Raw genomic sequence first — 21,894 nt, 5'->3', positions numbered from 1 at the left:
GGCATGGCTCCCGGCATGGAATTGCAGGCATCGACGTTGGCGGACGACCTGACACGCAGCGACCGCGTGTGGACCCTGCCCAACGTCCTCAGCATGGCCCGGCTCGCGGGCGTGCCCGTCTTCCTGTGGCTGGTCCTGGGTCCCGAGGCCGACGGGTGGGCGCTCGCCCTCCTCATGGTGTCGGGGTTCACCGACTACCTCGACGGCTGGCTGGCCCGGAGGTGGGGGCAGACCACCCGGCTGGGCCAGGTGCTCGACCCCGTGGCCGACCGGCTCTACATCCTCGCCGTGGTCATCGGCCTCGGCCTGCGGGAGGTGGTCCCGTGGTGGGTGGTGCTGATCCTGCCGCTGCGCGACGCCTTGCTGTGGGGCCTCGTCCCGTTCCTCCGGACGCGCGGCTACAGCGCGCTGCCGGTCCACTTCCTGGGCAAGGCGGCGACGTTCAACCTCCTCTACGCCTTCCCGTTGCTGCTGCTCGGCGACGGCGAGGGAGTGCTGGCGACCCTGGCCGACGTGTTCGGCTGGGCGTTCGCGGTGTGGGGGATCGGGCTCTACTGGTGGGCCGGGATCCTCTACGCCTGGCAGGTCCACCGCCTGCTCCAGACGACCCCACGCAGGGCGGTCACCGATGGCTGATCCTGCCCGCGACCTCCCGCCCCACGTCACGACGCCGCTGCTCTCGCTCGTGACCCAGCAGGCGCTGGAGGAGGACTACCGACAGGTCGCCGAACGCAAGGGGAGCAGCGGCATCCCGCCCGACCCGCCCAAGGTGCGCGCGATCGCGGTCGCCGTGATCGCGGCGTTCGGCATCCTCGTGAGCGTCGCCGCCGTGCAGAACTCCCGCAACGAGGCCGTGGAGGACGCCGGGCGGGCCACGCTCATCGCCCGCATCGGGGAGGAGCGGGCGCTGCTGCGCTCGCAACAGGACCGGGTCGCCGACCTGACCCGCGAGAACCAGCAGCTCGCCGACGACGTCGACGCTCGGACCGCCTCGCGGCAGCAGGCCGAGACCCAGCTGACGCGGCTGCAGGCGAGCGCGGGCTTCGCCCCCGTCACCGGCGAGGGCGTGCGGATCGTGGTCGACGGCAACCCCAACGGCGACGAGCGGCAGCAGGTGACCGACGCCGACCTGGCGATCCTGGTCGACGGGCTCTTCGCGGCGGGGGCGGAGGCGATCGCGATCAACGACCAGCGGCTCAACAACCTCGGCTCGATCCGCAACACCGGCCCGGCCGTCCACGTCAACACCCGGCCGCTGAGCCCGCCGTACACCGTGCGGGCGATCGGCGACACCCAGACCCTGCAGGCCGAGCTGCTGAACACCACCCACGGCGCGGAGTTCTTCTCGCTCGCCGATCAGCTGGGTTTCGTCTACAGCATGCAGAATGTGGAGCAGCTGACGCTGCCGGCAGCCCGCCAGCGGCCGTTGCGGCAGGTCAGCCGCGCCGGTGAGGAAGCCGCACCCGGAATCGAGGAGGGACCACAGTGATCGCCGTCCTGGGGCTGCTCGTCGGCATCCTGCTGGGGTTGTTCTTCCAGCCCGACGTCCCGCTCGGTCTCGAGCCGTACCTCCCGATCGCCGTCGTCGCCGCGCTCGACGCCGTCTTCGGTGGCCTGCGCGCCTACCTCGACGGGATCTTCGACGACAAGGTCTTCGTCGTCTCCTTCCTGAGCAACGTCGTGATCGCCGCCGCGATCGTCTACCTCGGTGACCAGCTCGGTGTCGGCGGCCAGCTCTCCACCGGCGTCATCGTGGTGCTCGGGATCCGGATCTTCTCCAACGTCGCCGCTATCCGACGACACCTCTTCCACGCCTGAGCCATGACCGACCAGACGCCGCCCCCCGCCCCGGACCAGCGACCCGACCAGACCGGTCGCCGTCGGCTGCTCGAGGCCCTGCGCAAGCCGTCGCGGAGGCAGACCGTGGTCGGCCTGCTGCTGGCCGCCGTCGGCTTCGCGGCGGTGACCCAGGTGACGTCGTACGGCGTCGACGACACCTACGCCGGCTACCGGGAGCAGGCGTTGATCGACGTCCTCAACGGACTCGCCGGCACCACCCGCCGCGCCGAGGCCGAGGTCGCCCGGCTCGAGGCGACCCGTGAGGAGCTCCGCGACGACTCCAGCTCCGAGCAGGCAGCGCTGGAGCAGGCGCGCCGCGAGGCGGAGACGTTGCAGATCCTGGCCGGCGTGGTCCCGGTGACGGGGCCGGGCATCCGGGTCACCATCACCGAGGAGACCGGCCAGGTCGACATCGACTCGATGCTCGACACGGTCCAGGAGATGCGGACTGCCTTCGCCGAGGCGATGCAGTTCAACGGGCAGGTACGGGTGGTCGCACGGACCTCCTTCGAGGACGGCGTGGGCGGGATGTACGTCGACGGCACGTTCCTCGAACCGCCGTACGTCCTCGACGTGATCGGCGACCCGACGACCCTGCACGGGGGGCTCACGTTCCCGGACGGTCCGATCGACCAGCTCGAGGCCGACGGCGCCACGGTCGAGGTCGAGGAGCTCGACTCGCTGGACATCGAGTCGACGGTCGACCCGGAGCGGCTCGAGTTCGCCCAGCCCGACACCCGGTAGGCCGTCGCGGTAGCCTGCGGCCGTCACGTTCCCGCCACCGAGGAGACACCGTGTACCCCGACGACCTGAAGTACACCGCCGAGCACGAGTGGGTCCGCAGCCCCGGCCAGTCCGAGGGATCGGTGCGGGTCGGTATCACCCACTACGCGCAGGACGCGCTGGGCGACATCGTCTACGTGTCGCTGCCCGAGGTGGGCGAGACCCTGGTCGAGGGTTCTGCCTGCGGTGAGCTCGAGTCGACCAAGTCGGTCAGCGACATCTACGCCCCGCTGGCCGGTGAGGTGGTGGCCCGCAACGACGGCCTCGACGCCACTCCCGAGCTGGTCAACAGCGACCCGTACGGCGAGGGCTGGCTCTTCGAGGTGCTGCCGGCCGACGCCGGTGCCGTCGACGCGCTCCTCGACGCAGCCGCCTACCAGGCGACGCTGGAATCCTGACCCGTACGCCGTTGCCCCGGCTTGCCGGGCTGATAGGTTCGGGACAACCGTCAACCTCAACCCTTCGGTGAGGGTTCAGGCCCCGAGACGTGCCAGACCGTGGGAGGACCAGTCGATGCCGTTCTGCACCGCGTGCGGCCGGGAGAACCCGGACGACGCCCGATTCTGCTCGCAGTGCGGGACCAAGATGGTCGCCGCGGAGCCGAGTGGTGAGTCCACCGCCACCATCAACATCGGCACCGGCCGCGACAAGACCGACACCTCCGACCGCGCCCTGAGCCCGGTCGACGCGGCGGCCGTCGATGCGCTCCCGCCCGGCCACGCCCTGCTGGTCGTCCAGCGCGGTCCGGGAGCCGGCAGCCGGTTCCTGCTCGACGCCGACCAGGTCAACGCGGGCCGTCACCCCGACAGCCACATCTTCCTCGACGACGTGACGGTCTCGCGACGTCACGCCGAGTTCCACCGCGACGGCGAGAGCTTCACGGTCGCCGACACCGGCAGCCTCAACGGCACCTACGTCAATCGCGACCGCATCGACCGGGTCCAGCTCAACGACGGCGACGAGGTCCAGATCGGCAAGTACCGCCTGGTGTTCTTCTCGGGGCACACGGGCAGCTGATGGCGGAGCCGGCAGCGTCCGCCTCGCGGTCGCGCATGAACATCGGCCAGGTCCTCGACCGGCTGCGCCCCGAGTTCCCGGGGGTCACGATCCCCAAGATCCGGTTCCTCGAGGACAAGGGGCTGGTCAAGCCCGAGCGGACCCCCGCCGGCTACCGGAAGTTCACGACCGCCGACGTCGAGCGGCTGCGCTACATCCTCACGATGCAGCGCGACCACTACCTCCCGCTGCGGGTGATCGGCGAGCACCTCGACGCCATCGACCGGGGCCTCGAGCCGCCGCCGATCGACTCGGTCGTCCCCACGGTCCCCAAGGTGGCACTGGCGGCCGACGGCCTGCCGAGCCCGGAGTCGTTCACCCGCACCGACCACCTGCGGCTCTCCCGCAAGGAGCTGCTCAAGATCGCCGAGGTCGGCGAGGACCTGCTCGAGGAGCTCGAGCAGTTCGGGTTGATCCGGCCCCGGACCGGGACCCGTCACTACGACACCGACGCGCTGGTCATCGCCCAGACCGCCCGCGAGCTCGCCGACTTCGGCTTCGAGCCCCGCCACCTGCGCGCCTTCAAGACCGCCGCCGACCGTGAGGTGGGCCTGGTCGAGCAGGTCGTGGCGCCCCAGAAGCGGGGTCGCGACACCGCTGCCGCGGCCCGGGCCGAGGAGACGGTCAGCGAGATCGCGGCCCTCTCCGTACGCCTGCACGCGACGCTGGTGAAGACGGGGCTGCGCTCTTCCTGAGCGGTCGTCGCGTCCCTGCAGGTCTCCCCGGCGGGCCGGGGAAACCTGTGCTCCCCAGCCGGTGCAACGCGTGGGAGGTGCAGGATCCGGCTGGGCCGGGTGACGGGTGAGGTGACGCCCGGGGCGGGCGGGCGGCCGGGGGCCTCACGTCCCGGGAGTAGGGTGCTGGTGTGCGCGAAGTCGATGTCATGGGCGTCCGCGTGGAGATGCCCTCCAACCAGCCCATCGTCCTGCTGCGCGAGGTCGCGGGAGAGCGCTACCTCCCGATCTGGATCGGGGCGGTGGAAGCGACCGCGATCGCCTTCGCCCAGCAGGGCGTCGTCCCGCCCCGCCCGCTGACCCACGACCTGATGAAGGACGTGCTCGCCGCGACCGGGACCGAGCTCGACGAGGTGCGGATCACCGAGGTCCGCGACGGTGTCTTCTTCGCCACGCTGGTGTTCACGTCCGGCGCCGAGGTCAGCGCCCGACCGTCCGACTCCATCGCGCTCGCGCTGCGCACCGGCACCCGCATCGTGTGCAGCGAGGAGGTCCTCGACGAGGCGGGCTTGGCGGTGCCGGCCGAGCAGGAGGACGAGGTCGAGCGGTTCCGGGAGTTCCTCGACCAGGTGTCGCCGGACGACTTCGAGTCCCGCTGATCCGCCTCAACCATCACCCTCAAGTAGAGGTTGAGGGTTGCGACACGCCGCTGCTGTCGTTGACCACCCCGGAGTACGGGCTTACGGTGAACCGTCTTCGTTGTAACTCCACCGTTGTGGTCACCCGTGGCTCGCGGTCCGGCACTTCCCCCGGGAGTTACGCGCAACGGAGTAGCCCAGGAGGACCACGTGGCCGGTAAGGACTTCGAGCAGGATGCTGCTCGACAGATGTCGGACGACTCCGCGCTGGTCGCGGAGGCTGCCGAGGAGCAGGGCCTGCTCTTCACCGACGACGTCTCGCCGCTCCCCAGTGACACGGGCTACCGCGGCCCCACCGCGTGCAACGCTGCCGGCATCACCTACCGCCAGCTCGACTACTGGGCCCGTACCGGCCTGGTCGAGCCCACCGTGCGCGGTGCGAGCGGCTCGGGCACCCAGCGGCTCTACTCCTTCCGCGACATCCTGATCCTCAAGGTCATCAAGCGGCTCCTCGACGCCGGCATCTCGCTCCAGCAGATCCGCACCGCCGTGCAGCACCTGCGCGAGCGCGGCACCGACGACCTGACGCGCGTCACCCTCATGAGCGACGGCGTCTCGGTCTACGAGTGCACCTCCAACGACGAGGTCATCGACCTGCTCCAGGGCGGCCAGGGCGTCTTCGGCATCGCCATCGGCGGGGTCTGGCGCGAGATCGAGGGCACCCTCGCCGAGCTCCCCAGCGAGCGGACCGCCGCCGAGGCCGACGACGCGTCCACCGCGGGCGACGAGCTGGCAGCGCGACGCGCCTCCCGACGTACGGGCTGAGCCCGGGTCCGCCACGGCGGCGGTGATAGGTTGGCACCGCCGTCGATACCGCGCGGGAGAGTCTTCGGCCGGGTGCACAGCCCGGCGACGGAAGCGCCGAAGGGGCAAATCCTCCCCGGAACCTCTCAGGCGACAGGACCGTGTGGGGCAGGCAACTCTGGAGGGAGCGGTTCCCGACAGAGGGGGAGGCGCCCGATCGCACCCGATCCGAGGAGCCACCCGTGTCCGACCACCCCACCCTCCGCGCCCTCGACGAGGCCCAGCCCTTCCTGGACCGCCATCTCGGGCCGCGCCGTGACGAGGTCGACACCATGCTCGAGGCACTCGGCTTCGAGTCCCTCGACGCGCTGATGGAGGCGGCCGTCCCCGGCGGCATCCGGTCGACCGTCGAGCTGGACCTGCCGCCGGCGGCGTCCGAGACGATCGTGGCGAGCGAGCTGCGGGAGCGGGCAGGGGCCAACCGGCCGGCCGAGGCGATGATCGGGCTCGGCTACCACGCGACGATCACGCCGCCGGTGCTCCGGCGCAACGTCCTGGAGGACCCGGCCTGGTACACCGCCTACACGCCGTACCAGCCGGAGATCTCGCAGGGACGGCTCGAGGCGCTCCTCAACTTCCAGACGGTCGTCGGCGACCTCACGGGGCTGCCGACCGCCAACGCCTCGCTGCTGGACGAGGGCACCGCCGCGGCCGAGGCGATGACCCTCGTACGCCGTGCCAACCGCAAGGCCTCCGGGCCGTTCGTCGTCGACGCGGACGCGCTGCCGCAGACGATCGACGTCGTCCGGACCCGCGCGGCCGCGATGGGCATCGAGGTGGGCGTGGCCGACCTCGCCGACGGGCTCCCCGAGGGCGAGCTGTGCGGCGTGCTGGTCCAGTACCCCGGCGCCAGCGGACGGGTCCGCGACCCGCGGCCCGTGATCGACGCGGCCCACGAGCGAGGCGCGCTCGCGGTCGTGGCGGCGGACCTGCTCGCGCTCACCCTGCTGGAGTCACCGGGCGCGCTGGGCGCCGACGTGGCGGTCGGCTCCTCGCAGCGCTTCGGCGTGCCGCTCTTCTACGGCGGTCCGCACGCGGGCTTCATGTCGGTCGCCGCCGGGCTCGAGCGCCACCTGCCCGGCCGGCTGGTCGGTGTCTCCAAGGACGCGGAGGGCCGGCCCGCGTACCGCCTCGCGCTGCAGACGCGGGAGCAGCACATCCGCCGCGACAAGGCGACCTCCAACATCTGCACCGCCCAGGTGCTGCTGGCCGTGGTCGCCTCGATGTACGCCGTCCACCACGGCCCCGACGGACTGCGCACGATCGCGAACCGCACCCACCGCTACGCCGCGGTGCTCGCAGCGGCCCTCGGCCAGGGCGGCATCGAGCCCGAGGCCACCGACTTCTTCGACACCCTCACGGTCCGCGTGGCGGGCCGCGCCGAGGCCGTGGTCGCCGACGCCCGGGAGCGGGGGATCCACCTGCGGCTGGTCGACGCCGACCGGGTCGGGATCAGCACCTCCGAGTGCACGACCCGCGAGACGCTGACGGCGGTGCTCGCCGCGTTCGGCCTCACCGAGGTCGACCTCGACGACCTCGACCAGGCGACAGCGGACGCGATCCCCGACCCGCTGCGGCGGGAGACCGACTTCCTGACCCACGAGGTGTTCTCCACCCACCACAGCGAGACCGAGATGCTGCGCTACCTCCGGCGGCTCTCGGACCGCGACTACGCGCTCGACCGCGGCATGATCCCGCTCGGCTCGTGCACGATGAAGCTCAACGCGACGACCGAGATGGAGCCGGTCTCGCTGCCGGGCTTCGCCGACCTGCACCCCTTTGCCCCGGCCGAGGACGCCGAGGGCTACCGCCGTCTGGTCACCGAGCTCGAGGACTGGCTCGCGAGCGTGACCGGCTACGACAGGGTCTCGATCCAGCCCAACGCCGGCTCCCAGGGCGAGCTCGCGGGTCTGCTGGCCATCCGCGGCTACCACCGGGCGCGGGGCGACGAGCAGCGCGACGTGTGCCTGATCCCGTCGTCCGCCCACGGCACCAATGCCGCCTCCGCGGTGATGGCGGGCATGAAGGTGGTCGTGGTCAAGGCCGCCGAGGACGGTTCGGTCGACCTCGACGACCTGCGTGCGCAGTGCGAGACGCACCGCGACGACCTCGCGGCGATCATGGTCACCTACCCGTCGACCCACGGCGCGTACGAGGACGGCATCACCACGCTCTGCGAGGTCGTCCACGAGCACGGCGGCCAGGTCTACATCGACGGCGCCAACCTCAACGCCCTGCTCGGGCACGCTCGGCCGGGCGAGTTCGGCGGCGACGTGTCGCACCTCAACCTCCACAAGACCTTCTGCATCCCGCACGGCGGGGGTGGACCGGGCGTCGGCCCGGTGGCGGTGCGCCAGCACCTGGCGCCGTACCTGCCCTCCCACGACCTGCACCCCGAGCCTGCCAAGCGCGAGGGCATCGGCCCGATCAGCGCGGCTCCCTACGGCTCGGCAGGCGTGCTGCCGATCTCGTGGGCCTACGTCCGGCTGATGGGGGCGGAGGGGCTGGCCACCGCGACCTCGGTGGCGGTGCTCAACGCCAACTACGTGGCCCACCGGCTGGACGAGCACTTCCCCGTCCTCTACCGGGGGCACAACGGGCTGGTCGCCCACGAGTGCATCCTGGACCTGCGCCCGCTGACCAAGCAGACCGGTGTGACGGTGGACGACGTGGCCAAGCGGCTCATCGACTACGGCTTCCACGCCCCGACGATGTCCTTCCCGGTGGCCGGCACCCTGATGGTGGAGCCGACCGAGTCCGAGGACCTGGCCGAGATCGACCGGTTCGTCGACGCGATGATCGCGATCCGCGCCGAGATCGACCGGGTCGGCGCGGGGGAGTGGAGCGCCGAGGACTCACCGCTGCGGCACGCCCCCCACACGACCCGCGCCGTGGTCGGCGAGTGGGACCGGAACTACTCCCGCGAGCTCGGCGCCTTCCCGCAGGGCGTGGACCCCGACAAGTACTGGCCGCCGGTGGCCCGGGTCGACCAGGCGTACGGCGACCGCAACCTGGTCTGCGCCTGCCCGCCGCCCGAGGCGTTCGCGTAGGGCCCACGGATGAGGGAACGAAGGCAGGTCTGCCTCGACGTCGCGCAGGCCGAGGGGCGGCTGACGTCGCTCGTCGGTGCCGTGTTCGACCGTTACGGGCCGGTCTGGGCGGGGCGGGCAGGTGACTGCCCCGGGCTCGAGGGGCAGTACCGCATCGGGTCCATCACCAAGACCATGACGGCCGTGCTCGTCATGCAGGCGCGCGACGCCGGGCTGCTGCACCTCGACGACCGGGTGGGCCAGCACCTCGGCGCCCACGTCGGGTACGCCGAGGCGAGCCTGCGCGAGCTGCTCAGCCACACCTCGGGGATGCAGAGCGAGCCGGTCGGACCGTGGTGGGAGCGCTCACGCGGCAGTGACTTCGCGGCCCTGGCCGCGGCCAACGACGGCACCGGACGCGTCGCGCGGCCCGGGGAGATGTACCACTACTCCAACCTCGGGTTCGGCCTGCTCGGCGAGGTCCTGTGCCGCGTCACCGGCCGGCCGTGGCGCACGCTGGTCCACGACGTGCTGCTCACGCCGCTGGGCATGACCCAGACGTCCTACCTCCCGAGGCCGCACGCGCAGCCCGGGTGGAGCGTCGACCACTTCACCGGCGTCCGCACGCTCGAGCCGCTGACCAACACGGGCGCCATGGCACCGGCCGGCCAGCTGTGGTCCACGGTGGGCGACCTGGTGCTGTGGGGGCAGTTCCTCGCCGGCGGCCGACCCGACCTGCTCGACCCCTCGACCCTGCACGAGATGACGCTGCCGGTCACCGACTCCTACGGACTGGGGCTGCGCCTCGCCACCAACGCCGGCGGAGTGCTGGTCGGCCACAACGGCACCATGCCGGGCTTCATGGCCGGCGTCTTCGTCGACCCCGGCTCCGGCATCGGTGCCGTGGTGCTCACCAACGCGACCACCGGGGTCGACACCGAACGGCTGGTGGTGGACCTGATCGACGGTGACTTCATCGACGAGGTGCCCGAGCCGTGGGTCCCCACCTCCGAGGTGCCGTCCGAGGTGGCCGGCCTGCCCGGCCTGTGGTTCTGGGGGAACTCGGCCGTGGAGGTACGCTGGCACAACGACGGCCTCGACCTGCGTGCGCTCGCGGCGCCCGGTGGCCGGAGCCGGTTCGTGCTGCGCGAGGGGCGGCTGGTCGGTGTCGACGGCTACCACCGGGGGGAGACGCTCCACGTGCACCGCTGCCCCGACGGCACCGTGGGCCACCTCGAGGTCGCCACGTTCGTCCACACCAGGACGCCGTACGACCCGGAGGTGGCCGTCCCCGGCGGCCACCCTGCCCGTCGGGGCTGAGCATGACCGCCGCCCACGGCGACGCGCCGACCCGGCTCACGCCCGACGTCGCTGCCGGGGCGGTCCTCCACCAGCGACTGGCACGCCAGGTGGCCGAGCTGCACCGGGGCGAGCACCAGATCCGCTCCGACGACGTCCACGAGGGGGTGCACGGCGCCCGGATCGCCTGCCGGCGGCTGCGGTCCGCGCTGGCGACCTTCCGCCCGGCCCTCGACCGCAAGCTGACCGACCCGCTGCGCGAGGAGCTGCGGTGGCTCGGCGGGGTGCTGGGCGAGGTCAGGGACCCCCACGTCGCCCACGAGCGGCTCGTCGGGCTGCTGGCGACCGAGCCGGCGGAGGAGGTCGCCGGACCGGTGCGGCGACGCCTCGACACGACGTACGCCGCCCGTCTCGTCTCCGGGGAGGAGCAGCTGACCGGGGTTCTCGACTCGCCGCGCCACCTCGCCCTGCTCGACCACCTGGACGAGCTGGTCGCGGACCCGCCGTGGACACCGGCGGCGGGCCGCCCCGCCGGTGAGGTGCTCCCGCGACGGGTGCGCCGGGACTGGAAGCGGCTGCACGGCCGGATGGCGGCGGTGACCGGGGCGAGTGACCAGGACGTCGCCCTGCACGACGTCCGCAAGGCCGCCAAGCGGCTGCGCTACGCCGCCGAGACGCTCCGTCCTGCCTGGGGCGACCCGGCCCGCGAGCTCGCCGACGCCTCCCGACGGCTGACCGACCACCTCGGCGAACGGCAGGACCTGCTGCTGGTCCGTGCCGACCTCACCGCGATGGCCGACGCCGCGGAGGCAGCGGGGGAGCCCTCCCGCACGTGGGGCGCGCTGCTGGCCCGCGAGGACGCCCGTCGGCGCGAGCTGGACGCCGCCCTGGTCGCGACCTGGCGGAGCGTCGCTCGCGGGCGGCTGCGTCGCTGGCTCCGCTGAGGACCTGGAGGGACCGGGACCTTCGGCACTGGGGGCGGACTCCCCACCTCGCGACACTGGGAGCGGAGGGGGGCGGCCATGACGACCACGACGGGGCACCGCGCCAGGAGGTCGGACCGGGCTCGGAGCTGGTGGTCCCTGGCACTGATCCCGGTCGCCTTCGTGGCGGCCTTCGTCGTGGGCGAGGGGCTGTTGGCGCTCTACGGCTACGAGGTGCACGGCGAGCAGGCGCCACCGTGGTGGGCGGTCGCCGGAGCAGCGCTCCCGGCCCTGGCCGTCTTCGCGGTCCCGATGGTGCTCGCCCTGCACTTCGGCCGACGCGCCCTGCTGGCCGGCGACGAGGCCGCGAAGCTGCCCATGGCCATCGGGGTGGCCGTCACCGCGGTCTTCGTCCTGCAGAACACGCTCGCGCGCCTCGCCGGAGGCTGAGCGTCAGCGGGCCTGCGAGACGCTCGACATGTTGAAGTCGGGCACCCGCAGTGCGGGAGTCGCCGTACGCGAGAAGTAGTCGTCGCCCCACTCCCTGCTGAAGCTCGGGACGCTCCGGCCGGCGTGCGTGAACCGGTTGAGGAGGTCGACGGGGCTCTCGTTCCAGCGGAAGTTGTTGACCGAGCCGGTGATCTCGCCGTCCTCCACCAGGTAGACCCCGTCGCGGGTCAGGCCGGTCAGCAGCAGCGACTGGGGATCCACCTCCCGGATGTACCAGAGGCAGGTCAGCAGCAGGCCGCGCTCGGTCCCGGCGACCAGGTCCTCGACCGAGCCCGTCCCGCCGTCCACCTCCAGCACCAGGTTGTCGACGTACGGCGTGACCGGCTGGTCGGTCAGGCCGGCGGAGTGCCGGGTCTGCAGCAGCGAGGTGAGCGTCCCGTCGGCGATCCAGTCGTGGCGGCGCAGCTCCAGCCCGTTGTCGAAGACCGACTGCTCGTTGTCCGACGTCGACGCCGTCACGAAGGGCGTCGCCTCGAGCCCGGGGTGTGCCGGGTCGGAGAAGAGGTGGACGCCGGGGCGCGCCACCTGCTCGCCGATCCGGGTGCCGCCCCCGCGGCGGCTGTAGACCGACTGGCCCTCGTGGGCCGTGCGGGCGCCGGCGTACCAGTAGGCGTCGATCATCAGGTCCGCGACGGCACTGGGCGGCAGGATCGTGTCGTAGCGCCCGGCGGGCAGGTCGACCTGCCTGGCGGACCAGGCGAGCCGCTGGGCCAGCGTGGCGTCCATCGCCAGCGCGTCGACGTCGGTGAAGTCACGGGTCGCGCCGCCGACCCACGCACTGTCGGTGAGAGCCGCGTTCTTGCCCGTGCAGCCGTAGTGCCCCGTCGGCTGGACGTGCCGCAGCCGCAGCCCGGTGGTCGAGCCGAGGTACGTCGTCACGTGCTCGTGCGAGACGAACCCGTAGAGGACGCGGCCGGCGGCGCCCGCGCGCCCGAAGGCCTCGCCCAGGGCGGGGGCGAAGGTGTCGAAGACGTGGATGTCGGTCGGCTCGGGGGCGTCGTCCCAGTCGGCGGTGGCGTCGCCGGTGACCAGGTCGGCGGCGTCCTCGGCGGGCGAGCCCGCGCGGGCCGCCGCGTCGGCGGCGTGGACCAGCGCGCTCACCTGCGCCTGCGTCGTGGCGCTGCCGCTGACCGAGCCGCTGCTGGTCCCTCCTGCCTGGTGGACGAAGCTGATGACGGTCACGTCCACGCCGTGCATGACGCCGTTGGTGGTCAGCGTGTTGTTGGCCCACCGCAGGTTCGCCTGCGTGCGGTCGCGCACCAGCGCGATGCAGTCGTCGGCGACGGAGGTGGCCAGGGCGTGCTCGACCAGGCTCTGCGGGGTGGCGGCGGGAACGCCGTGCGTGCTGGTCATCGCGTGCCTGCCTCGTCGGTCGTGTTGAGGATGCGGACGCCGCGGAACAGCGACGTCGGGCACCCGTGGCTGACGGCGGCGACCTGGCCCGGCTGCGCCTTGCCGCAGTTGAAGGCCCCGCCCAGGACCCAGGTGTCGCGCCCCCCGACCGCCTCCATCGAGCCCCAGAAGTCCGTCGTCGTCGCCTGGTAGGCGACGTCACGCACCTGGCCGGCCAGCTGCCCGTCCTCGATGCGGAAGAAGCGCTGTCCGGTGAACTGGAAGTTGAAGCGCTGCATGTCGATCGACCACGACTTGTCGCCCACGACGTACAGCCCTCGCTCGACCCGGCCGATCAGGTCCTCGGTGGACACGTCGTCGGGGGAGGGCTGCAGCGAGACGTTGGCCATCCGCTGGATGGGGATGTGGCCGGGGGAGTCGGCATAGGCGCAGCCGTTGGAGCGCCCGTCGTGGAGCTCGGGTTTCATCCTGCCCATCGACCGGTCGAGCTGGTAGCCGACCAGCACGCCGTCCCTGACGATGTCCCACTCGCGGGTCGCCACGCCCTCGTCGTCGTAGCCGACCGTCGCGAGGCCGTGCTCGACCGTGCGGTCCCCGGTGACGTTCATGACCGGCGAGCCGTACTGGAGGGTGCCGAGCTTGTCGTACGTCGCGAACGAGGTGCCGGCGTAGTTGGCCTCGTAGCCCAGGGCTCGGTCGAGCTCGGTGGCGTGGCCGATCGACTCGTGGATGGTCAGCCACAGGTTGGAGGGGTGGATCACGAGGTCGTAGCTGCCGGCCTCGACCCCCGGGGCGCGCAACTTCTCCGCGAGCAGCTCGGGGGCCTCGGCGAGCTCGGCGTCCCAGTCGTGGCCGCCGTCGGTGAGGTACTCCCAGCCGCGACCCACCGGAGGCGCGATCGAGGACATCGAGTCGAAGACGCCCGACTCCTCGTCGGTGCCCATCGCCTCGAAGTGCGGCTGCAGGCGCACCCGCTGCTGGGTGGTCCGCGTGCCGGAGAGGTCCGCGTAGTACTTGTTCTCGTGGACCTGCTGCAACGAGGCCGTGGCGTGCTGGACGGCCGGGTGGCGGCGCAGCCGCTCGCTCCAGTCGATCAGCAGGGCGGCCTTGTCGGAGGTCGGCACGGAGAAGGGATCGACCTCGTAGGCCGACACCCACGTCACGTCGTCGTACGTCGGCTCGTCGGCGATCTCGACGGGCGACGTCGTCATCTCGGCGGCGACCAGGGCGACCTCGACGGCACGCTCCGCGACCGCGGCCGCCTCGTCGGGGGTGAGCACCACGCCCGAGGCGAACCCCCACGCGCCGCGGTGGATGACGCGCACCGCGAACCCGACGTCCTCGGAGTCGGCAGCGCCCTGCAGGACGCCGTCGCGGACGCCGAGGTGCTGGTAGCGGACCCGCTCGAAGCGGAAGTCCGCGTGGCTGACGCCCAGCGCGCGGGCACGCTCGAGGGCCGCATCGCCGAGGCTGCGGTGGGGGAGCGCGGTGAAGGTCGGGTCGAGAGCAGCACCGGTCATGGGGGCGAACCTAACCCATGGCGAGCAGCCGCTCGAAGCGACTCAGCGTGCCTGGCTCAGCGTCGACCCGGCGCGTTGCTTGCGGACGTGGAGCTGGGTGGGGATCCGGTCGCGCATCTCCGCGACGTGGCTGACGACCCCGACGACCCGGCCGCCGTCGCGCAACGAGTCGAGGGTGTCCATCACCTGGTCGAGGGTCTCGGCGTCGAGCGTGCCGAAGCCCTCGTCCACGAAGAGGGTGTCCAGCTCGGACCCGCCTGCCTCGTGGGCGATGACGTCGGCCAGTCCGAGGGCCAGCGCGAGGGAGACGACGAAGGTCTCACCCCCCGAGAGCGTGGCGGGGTCACGGGACTCGCCGGTCCAGTCGTCGCGCACCCGCAGGCTCAGCCCGCCGCGGGACTCCCCGACGCCGCGGTCACCGGTGTGCTCGAGGGAGTAGCGGTGGTCGAAGAGCCGGGCGAGGCGGTCGTTGGCCGCCGCCACCACCTGGGAGAGGCGGTAGGCGAGGACGTAGGCGGACAGCCGCATCCGCAGCCGGTTGTCGGGGGAGGTCCCGTCGGTGAGCGAGGCCAGCCGCTCGGCGAGGGCCAGGTCGGAGAGCACGGGGGACCACGCGGCCACGGCATCCTCGAGGGCGGACGAGAGGCTGGTCAGCCGGGTGACGGCGGCCTCGGCGACAGTGACCGCGGTCCGGGCGCCGGTGAGCGCCTCGGCGTCCCCCCGGTGGCGCGCGACCAGGGCCTCGACGTCCGGCGCAGCGGCGGCGGACGCTGCTCGGAGGTCGGGGTCCTCGAGGGCGCGGGTCGCCGTCGCGAGCGCGACCTCGTGGGCCCGGACCTCCTGCTCGAGCCGCTCGAGCAGGAGCGCGGGGAGCGCGGCCGCCCGAGCAGCTGCGACATCGGGGAAGCCGTGTTCCGCCGCGACCGCGTCTGCCCGCGCCGCCGCCGTCGTGGCGGCGGCCCCGGCCTCGTCGCGGCTGGTGGTGGCCCGGGCCGCTTCCCGGCAGACGGCTGCGACTCTGTCGAGATGGGCGGCGAGGTCGGCCACGCTGGTGTGTCCGGAAGGCGCCAGCAGCGCAGCGAGCTCCTCGCGCAAGGCGGCTGCGCGCTCCTCGCGACCGGCAGCGGTCGCGTCGAGGCGCGCGAGCTGGGCCGTGACGTCGGCCCGTCGGGCGGTGAGCTCCTCGAGCTCCTCCTCGAGCCCCTGGCGCCGGTCACGGGTCTCGTCCAGGGCGCCGGCCGCTGCCTCGAGCCGGCCGAGGGCCTCCGCGAGGACCTGGTGATCGCGCTCCAGCACGGGGGTGGGGCGTCCGCCGGCGCGCTCCCGCGCGAGCGTGATCCGGGTCGTCAGGTCGCTGACCGCGATCGTCCGGGCGTGGCGCTCGGCCTCGGCGTCGTCGACAGCACGGCGCGCAGACCGCTCGTCGGAGAGGTCGGGAGCACCGGGCGCTGGACGGGCCGGGTGGGGATGGTCGTCGGAGCCGCAGACGGGGCAGCTGGCGCCGACGGCCAGGGCGGTGGCCATCTCCGCGGCCATCCCCTCGAGGCGCTGCTCCTGGATCTGCAACCACCGCTCGCGCAGGTCCTGGGCCGCGTCGACCGAGGCCCGTGCGAGGGTCTTGGCCTCGACCCGCTCGGCGACGAGGCGGGCAGCGAGCCGGCCGGCCTCGAGTCGCGCGGCGGCCTCCTCGGTCTCGCGCCGGGCGACGGGCAGCCGGTCGTCGGCGCGGGCGGCCGCGGCCTCGTCGGCGCGTGCGCGGGCGAGGTCGGCGGGGAGGGAGGCCGCTCGCGCGTCCAGGCGCTCCAGGCGCCCGGCCAGCTCGGACCGCCGGGCGGCACCTTCCGCGATCTCCGACTGCAGCGACTCCAGCTCCACGACGTGGCTGGTCCTCGCACGCGCCTCGGCCGCCTCGGTGGTGGCGGCCGCAGCGGCGAGCTCGAGGTCGGGGACGGCGCAGTCGGGCCTCCCGAGCAGGATCCGGGCAGAGGTCAGCAGCTCGTCGGCGGTCGCCGCCGCGCGGACCGCGTGCCGGCGGGCGCGCTCGGCCTCGTCGCTGCGGGGGAGGACCGCCGTCGCGCGGCGAGCGGCGTCGAGCGCCGCGGACCGTGCCCGGTGGGCGGGCTCGGCCGCCTCGAGGGCGGCTGCCTCGTGCCGGGCGCGCCCGTGGCGTTGCTGGAGGTCGGCGAGCCGGCGCGCTCCCTCCAGGGCGGTGCGCGAGGTGGCCTCCGCGACGGCGACCTCCTCGACGACGCGCGCCGCCGTGCGTGCGGCGGCGAGGGCACGCTCGCGGGCCTCGACCGCCCACGGGGCGAGCTCGGTGACGTGGGGCGCGAGGTCGTGGAGGTCCCAGCCCTCGGGCAGCGGGCTGCCGGACGCCTCGCTGAGCCGGCTGACCGTCTCCGAGACCACGTCGTGGCGGCGACCTGAGGCCTGGCGGAGGCTGCGACGCCGCTCGCGCAGCCACTGCTCGACGTCCTCGAAGCGTGCGGTCCGGAACAGGCGCTGGAGCAGGCGGTGCCGCTCGTCGGACTCCGAGCGGAGGAACGCCTGGAACCGCCCCTGCGGCAGCAGCTGCACCTGGCAGAACTGGGCCAGCGTCATCCCCAGCAGCTCCGTGACGAGGTGGCCGGCCTCGTCGAGCCGGGTCGCCAGCGTCTGCCAGGTCCCGTCGACGCGCTCGGAGAGCACCACGGACGCCTGCTCGCGGGTGGTGCCGGTGCCGCGTCTCTTGGGACGCTCCCAGGCCGGGCTGCGGCGGACCAGGAACCGCCGGCCGGCGACGCCGAACTCCAGCGACACGACCGGGGTGGCGCCGGGGGCCGCGTGGTCCGACCGGAGCCGCTTGGCGCCCTGTCGGTCGCCGGGGACGGCGCCGTAGAGGGCGAAGCACACGGCGTCGAGGACGCTCGTCTTGCCCGCACCGGTCGCCCCGGTCAGCAGGAACAGGCCGGACTCGGAGAGGGAGTCGAAGTCGACGCACACCTGTCCGGCGAAGGGGCCGAAGGCGGTGACCTGGAGCTCGTGGAGCCTCATCGCCCCACCTCGCTCAGGAGGGTGTCGACCTCGGGGTCCTCGCCACAGGAGTCGCACGCCAACTGGAGCAGCTCGGCCTCCTCCGGGCTCGCGCCGCGCCCGCGCAGGTCGGCGACGAAGTCGAGGGTGATGTCGTGGTCGGAGCGACCGTGGATCCGGGCCGTGGGCGCCCGGCCGGGCAGCGGCGCCGTCGGCTCGAAGAGCAGCGCCAGGGTGTGGGGGAAGCGGGCCCGGAGCCGCTCCATCGGCCGCTGCGGCCGTACGTCGTCGGTGAGCGTGACCTGCAGCCACGCGGCCTCGTGGCGGGCGAGCGCAGGGTCGGCCAGCAGCTCGTCGAGGGACCCGCGCACCACCGCGAGCGGCCGGGGGACGGGCGCCTCGACGAACTCGGCGCTGACCCGGCCGCCGGCGTCGAGGTCGACCAGCCACGACCCCTTGCGCTGCCGGGCCTCGGAGAAGGAGTAGGCCAGCGGGGAGCCGCTGTAGCGGACCGCGTCGGAGAGCACGTGGGGGCCGTGGAGGTGGCCGAGCGCGGTGTAGGAGACCCCGTCGAAGACAGAGGACGACACCATGGAGACGCCGCCGACGCTGATGTCCCGTTCGGAGTCGCTCGGCTGGCAGCCGGCGACGAACGCGTGGGCGAGCACGACGGAACGGGTGCCGGGGGGACGGTCGTCGAGGTCGGCGCGGACCCGGGCCATGGCCGCGCCCAGCGCGGCCTCGTGGGACCGCGCGGTGAGCCCCCACGGCTCCCGGACCACGTCAGGATCGAGGTAGGGGAGGCCGTAGACCGCGACCGGTCCGTGGGCGTCCTCGAGCAGGACGGGGCGACCGACGCCCGCGGCGTCGGTGCGGACGTGGAGACCGGCGGCGTCCATCAGGCGAGCGCCGAAGCCCAGGCGCCGGGCACTGTCGTGGTTGCCACTGGTCACCACCACGCGGGCGCGCGAGGCGGCCAGCCGGGCGAAGGTCTCGTCGGCGAGGGCGACCGCATCGACCTGGGGCAGCGCCCGGTCGTAGACGTCGCCGGAGACGGCGACCAGGTCGACCTGCTCATGCTCGACGACCTCGAGCAGGTGGTCGGCGAAACTCGCCTGGGCGTCGAGCAGCGCCTCGCGGTGGAAGGAGCGCCCGAGGTGCCAGTCAGAGGTGTGGAGGATCCGCACGGGACGACCGTAGGTCGGGCCACCGACAGGGCCGGGGACCCACGCCGCGGTCGCCCCGAGCGGGGTGCTGCGGGGAGGTCAGTCCTGGGGTGCCAGGGCGAACTCCACGCGGCCCTCCTGGTCGACGCTGGCGTCGAGCACCTTGTCGTCGAGCACGTCTGCGGCGCCGCCGTCGAGGTAGACGGTGGCACCCTCCTGCTCGACGACGGCGTCACCCGGCTCCGCGTTGGCGGCGGGGGCGACGTCGAAGGAGGGGGGCTGGGTGTCGCCGGCGGTGATCCGCAGGCCGTTGGCCTCCGGGATCTGCTCGGCGATGCCCTTGACGACGGTGCTGGCGTTCTCGGTGAGGGTGAGCATGAGCTCGCTTCCGATCGAGTGCAGTACCCCTCCACCGTGGCGCACATCGGCGCCCGACACAAACCCGCTCAGACGTAGCGGACGGTGCGCGCCCCCCGGGTGAAGCCCCACAGCCCGAGCCCCGCCTCGTGCGCCAGGCCGACCGCCAGGGAGGAGGGTGCCCCGACGGCCACCAGGCTCCCGACGCCGGCCGCGACCGCCTTCTGGACCAGCTCGAAGCCCGCCCGGCCGCTGACCACCAGCACCGCCTCGGCGGGGGCGAGTCCGGCGAGCACCCGGGCTCCGGTGACCTTGTCGACGGCGTTGTGGCGCCCGACGTCCTCGCGAACGACGAGGAGCTCACCGGCCGCGGTCGCCAGGCCGGCCGCGTGCACGCCCCCGGTCTGCCCGAACACCGGCTGCGCCTCGCGCAGTCGGTCGGGGAGGGCTCGGACGACGTCGGCGTCCGGGTCGGGCCCGGCCCACCGCCGGCCGCGCGGGGTCGACAGCGCCTCCGCGACCGAGTCCTTGCCGCACACCCCGCACGCCGAGGAGCCGGCCGAGGCGGCCGCGTGACGGTGGGAGACGTCGCGGGCCGGGGCGGTGCCCAGGGTCACCGTCACGACGTTGAACTCCTCCTGCGGGCTGAGGTCCACGTCGGTGCAGTAGGCCACCGTCCGCACGTCGGCGAGCCCGGCGAGGCCCTCGTGCAGCAGCCACCCGGCCGCGAGCTCGAAGTCGTGACCGGGCGTGCGCATCGTCACCCACACCCGTCGCGCGGCCGCCCCGGGCCACGCCAGCCGGATCTCGAGCGGCTCCTCCGCCGCGACGCGGTCCTCGCGCCGCTGCTCGCCGGCGGGGGAGTGCTCGACGGTGGTCACGCGCACGGTCGGCCCGGGTCGGGAGTTCTCGCTCACCCCGTCAGCCTAGGCACCTGCGACGAGAGCACGCGTACTCATGCGCGCGGAGCCTCCGTGAGGGCAGGATCTGGGCAGCGCGTCTCCCGGGGGCAACCGAACACCCCCTGTGCGCGTCGTAAGGGTGAACGGGGGCGTCCGCCTCCTTCGCGGAGAGGGAGAGTGCAATGAAGACCAAGTCTGCGCGCAGCCGGGGAGCGGCTGCGATCGTGGCGAGCATGGCGCTGCTGGGCAGCGGCGCCGCGATCACGGCGTCCCCGGCCCAGTCCGTCCCGCCGGCCGAGGACTGCGCCACCGCCTTCCCGGTCGCCGACATCACCGACGGCATGCTCGTGGACGGTCTCACCGTCACCGACGGCGTCGACCCGGAGGCGTTCACCGGCGAGGTGCTCGGCGTGCTCACCGACGGCATCGCCCCCGGCGTCGACATGATCATCGCCGACATGGAGTCGTCCGAGATCGACCGCGTGGGCATCTGGCAGGGCATGTCCGGCTCGCCCGTCTACACCGAGGACGGCCAGCTGCTCGGCGCCGTCGCGTACGGCCTCTCCTGGGGGCCGTCGTCGGTGGCCGGCATCACGCCCTACGAGCAGATGGACGACTACCTCCCCGGTCAGCCCGCCACCGCGAAGGTCGCCATCGGCGCGCCGATGGCCCGCGAGATCGCCGCCAGCACCGACGTCACCGCCCGCCAGGCCAGCAACGGCCTGACCCGGCTCCGGGTCCCGATGACGATCTCCGGCATCGACTCGGCCCGTCTCAAGCAGCTCCGCCAGGACCGGAAGTGGATCACCCGCCAGGGCCGCGCCGGGAGCCTGGTCGGCAGCGCCGCGGGCAGCATGGCCGCAGAGCCCGCCGACGTGAAGGACGGCGGCAACCTCGGCGCCGCGATCTCCTACGGCACCATCACCGCCGGCGGGGTCGGCACCGTGACCGACCGCTGCGCCGACGACGTGGTCGGGTTCGGCCACCCGATGATGTTCAGCGGCGGGACGTCGCTGGGCCTGATGCCGGCGGACGCCCTCTACATCCAGGAGGACTCGCTGGGAGCCGGCTTCAAGGTCGCCAACCTCGGTGAGCCGGCCGGCACGATCACCCAGGACCGCCTCACCGGCATCACCGGCGCGATCGGCGCCACGCCGGCCGAGGTCGACGTCTCCTCGACGGTGAGCTACGGCAGCCGCGAGCGGGACGCCCTGAGCCACTCGCTCTCCCAGGACTGGAACGCCGACGTCACCGCGATGCAGCTGCTCTCGCTCCACGACGTCACGATCGACGCCATCCAGCCGGGCTCCGAGGTCGCCGGCATCACCCTCACCGGCACCGCCGACGGCCAGGCGTTCACGATCGACTGGAGCGACCGCTTCACCTCCGACTACGACATCGCCTACGAGAGCCTCTGGTCGATGGCCGACCTGGTCTGGATGCTGTCGCGCATGGAGGGTGTCCAGCTCGCGACGATCGACACCACCGGCGAGGTCGACGACAGCACCGACACGCTGCGGGTCGCCCAGGTCCAGCAGAAGCGCCGCGGCCACTGGGTCACGGTCAACCGCCGGACCCCTGCCATCGGTTCGCCCGGCGACCTGATGACGCTCCGCACCCGGCTGGCGGGACCTGACGGCGACACCTGGCTGCCGCAGACCGTCCGGGTGCCGCGCAAGGCCGGCGGCGAGGGCTACCTCGAGGTCGAGGGCGGCTCCTACACCTGGAACGAGGGGCTCTACGAGGCCGAGACCGTCACCGAGGTGCAGGAGGCGCTCGCCAGCGACGTGCGCAACGACGAGGTCCGGGCCAGCGTGACGTTCTGGCAGCGTCGCGGCCAGGTCCGGGCCGAGTCGGTCAGCGACCCGCAGGCCCTGGTCGTCGTCGGCCAGCGCCGGGCGCCGCTGATCGTCCGCCGCTGACCGCGAATCATCCGCACCAGACGGGCCGGGAGCATGGCTCCCGGCCC

At 73.3% G+C, this 21,894-nt stretch carries 20 protein-coding genes and 1 riboswitch; of the genes, 14 read left to right on the top strand and 6 right to left on the bottom strand.

The annotated features are described in order from the left end of the window. The first annotated feature begins 15 nt into the window (after window positions 1-15). The 13 genes from clsA to EXE57_RS02315 all read left to right on the top strand — a co-directional run bounded on the left by clsA (window position 16) and on the right by EXE57_RS02315 (window position 11,555). The gene (clsA, locus tag EXE57_RS02375) at window positions 16-636 is read left to right on the top strand and encodes a cardiolipin synthase ClsA (protein WP_135073660.1); all 621 of its coding nucleotides are present in this window, start codon (window positions 16-18) and stop codon (window positions 634-636) included. After that, a complete protein-coding gene (locus EXE57_RS02370) occupies window positions 629-1,489 on the top strand; it encodes a DUF881 domain-containing protein (RefSeq protein ID WP_135073658.1) in 861 nt (286 codons plus the stop codon). The genes clsA and EXE57_RS02370 overlap by 8 nt, the downstream gene beginning before the upstream one ends. Beyond that, window positions 1,486-1,818 (top strand): small basic family protein, encoded by a 333-nt coding sequence (locus EXE57_RS02365; protein ID WP_135073656.1) that lies wholly within the window; start codon window positions 1,486-1,488, stop codon window positions 1,816-1,818. Before EXE57_RS02370 ends, EXE57_RS02365 begins: the two co-directional genes overlap by 4 nt. Before the next feature lie 3 nt (window positions 1,819-1,821). Further along, window positions 1,822-2,583 (top strand): DUF881 domain-containing protein, encoded by a 762-nt coding sequence (locus tag EXE57_RS02360; protein ID WP_135073654.1) that lies wholly within the window; start codon window positions 1,822-1,824, stop codon window positions 2,581-2,583. 50 nt (window positions 2,584-2,633) lie between these two features. Next, on the top strand, window positions 2,634-3,020 hold the full coding sequence (gcvH, locus tag EXE57_RS02355) for a glycine cleavage system protein GcvH (RefSeq protein WP_135073652.1): 387 nt from the start codon (window positions 2,634-2,636) through the stop codon (window positions 3,018-3,020). Between the two features lie 115 nt (window positions 3,021-3,135). After that, window positions 3,136-3,639, top strand: a complete 504-nt coding sequence (locus EXE57_RS02350) for an FHA domain-containing protein (protein ID WP_135073649.1) — start codon at window positions 3,136-3,138, stop codon at window positions 3,637-3,639. Continuing rightward, complete coding sequence (gene ftsR / locus EXE57_RS02345; RefSeq protein ID WP_135073647.1) at window positions 3,639-4,373, top strand: transcriptional regulator FtsR; 735 nt, start codon at window positions 3,639-3,641, stop codon at window positions 4,371-4,373. The genes EXE57_RS02350 and ftsR overlap by 1 nt, the downstream gene beginning before the upstream one ends. A 170-nt stretch (window positions 4,374-4,543) precedes the next feature. Then, the gene (locus EXE57_RS02340; RefSeq protein ID WP_135073645.1) at window positions 4,544-5,011 is read left to right on the top strand and encodes a bifunctional nuclease family protein; all 468 of its coding nucleotides are present in this window, start codon (window positions 4,544-4,546) and stop codon (window positions 5,009-5,011) included. Window positions 5,012-5,239: 228 nt separating this feature from the next. Beyond that, window positions 5,240-5,815 carry a MerR family transcriptional regulator gene (locus tag EXE57_RS02335; RefSeq protein ID WP_135080533.1) on the top strand — a complete coding sequence of 192 codons (576 nt, stop codon included), beginning with the start codon at window positions 5,240-5,242 and terminating at the stop codon, window positions 5,813-5,815. Window positions 5,816-5,858: 43 nt separating this feature from the next. Then, window positions 5,859-5,966, top strand: a riboswitch (glycine riboswitch). A 70-nt stretch (window positions 5,967-6,036) separates the two neighbouring features. After that, window positions 6,037-8,904, top strand: a complete 2,868-nt coding sequence (gene gcvP, locus EXE57_RS02330) for an aminomethyl-transferring glycine dehydrogenase (protein WP_135073643.1) — start codon at window positions 6,037-6,039, stop codon at window positions 8,902-8,904. Window positions 8,905-8,913: 9 nt separating this feature from the next. Beyond that, a complete protein-coding gene (locus EXE57_RS02325) occupies window positions 8,914-10,203 on the top strand; it encodes a serine hydrolase domain-containing protein (protein ID WP_135073641.1) in 1,290 nt (429 codons plus the stop codon). A gap of 2 nt (window positions 10,204-10,205) precedes the next feature. Next, complete coding sequence (locus tag EXE57_RS02320) at window positions 10,206-11,126, top strand: CHAD domain-containing protein (RefSeq protein WP_135073639.1); 921 nt, start codon at window positions 10,206-10,208, stop codon at window positions 11,124-11,126. Window positions 11,127-11,204: 78 nt separating this feature from the next. Next, window positions 11,205-11,555 (top strand): hypothetical protein, encoded by a 351-nt coding sequence (locus EXE57_RS02315; RefSeq protein WP_135073637.1) that lies wholly within the window; start codon window positions 11,205-11,207, stop codon window positions 11,553-11,555. A gap of 3 nt (window positions 11,556-11,558) precedes the next feature. Here the strand turns inward: EXE57_RS02315 and EXE57_RS02310 are convergent, their stop codons facing one another. The 6 genes from EXE57_RS02310 to EXE57_RS02285 form a co-directional block, all read right to left on the bottom strand. Then, complete coding sequence (locus EXE57_RS02310) at window positions 11,559-12,968, bottom strand: metallopeptidase TldD-related protein (protein ID WP_135073635.1); 1,410 nt, start codon at window positions 12,966-12,968, stop codon at window positions 11,559-11,561. Next, window positions 12,965-14,488 (bottom strand): TldD/PmbA family protein, encoded by a 1,524-nt coding sequence (locus EXE57_RS02305; RefSeq protein WP_135073633.1) that lies wholly within the window; start codon window positions 14,486-14,488, stop codon window positions 12,965-12,967. Before EXE57_RS02305 ends, EXE57_RS02310 begins: the two co-directional genes overlap by 4 nt. Window positions 14,489-14,530: 42 nt before the next feature. After that, window positions 14,531-17,521 carry an AAA family ATPase gene (locus tag EXE57_RS02300; protein ID WP_135073631.1) on the bottom strand — a complete coding sequence of 997 codons (2,991 nt, stop codon included), beginning with the start codon at window positions 17,519-17,521 and terminating at the stop codon, window positions 14,531-14,533. Beyond that, entirely contained in the window at window positions 17,518-18,687 is a 1,170-nt protein-coding gene (locus tag EXE57_RS02295; RefSeq protein WP_135073629.1) for an exonuclease SbcCD subunit D, read from the bottom strand. The genes EXE57_RS02300 and EXE57_RS02295 overlap by 4 nt, the downstream gene beginning before the upstream one ends. 78 nt (window positions 18,688-18,765) lie before the next feature. Beyond that, window positions 18,766-19,044: a Fe-S cluster assembly protein HesB gene (locus tag EXE57_RS02290; protein WP_135073627.1), complete on the bottom strand. Its 279-nt coding sequence runs from the start codon at window positions 19,042-19,044 to the stop codon at window positions 18,766-18,768. A gap of 68 nt (window positions 19,045-19,112) precedes the next feature. After that, the gene (locus EXE57_RS02285; RefSeq protein WP_244246957.1) at window positions 19,113-19,940 is read right to left on the bottom strand and encodes a formate dehydrogenase accessory sulfurtransferase FdhD; all 828 of its coding nucleotides are present in this window, start codon (window positions 19,938-19,940) and stop codon (window positions 19,113-19,115) included. A 167-nt stretch (window positions 19,941-20,107) separates the two neighbouring features. Here EXE57_RS02285 and EXE57_RS02280 point away from each other — a divergent pair, with 167 nt between their 5' ends. Further along, on the top strand, window positions 20,108-21,847 hold the full coding sequence (locus EXE57_RS02280; protein WP_135073625.1) for a hypothetical protein: 1,740 nt from the start codon (window positions 20,108-20,110) through the stop codon (window positions 21,845-21,847). Window positions 21,848-21,894: the final 47 nt, after the last annotated feature.

Source organism: Nocardioides euryhalodurans (genome assembly GCF_004564375.1).
GTDB lineage: Bacteria > Actinomycetota > Actinomycetes > Propionibacteriales > Nocardioidaceae > Nocardioides > Nocardioides euryhalodurans.
The sequence above is the reverse complement of the archived record's forward strand: the minus strand, read 5'-3'. Positions and strand labels throughout refer to the sequence as shown.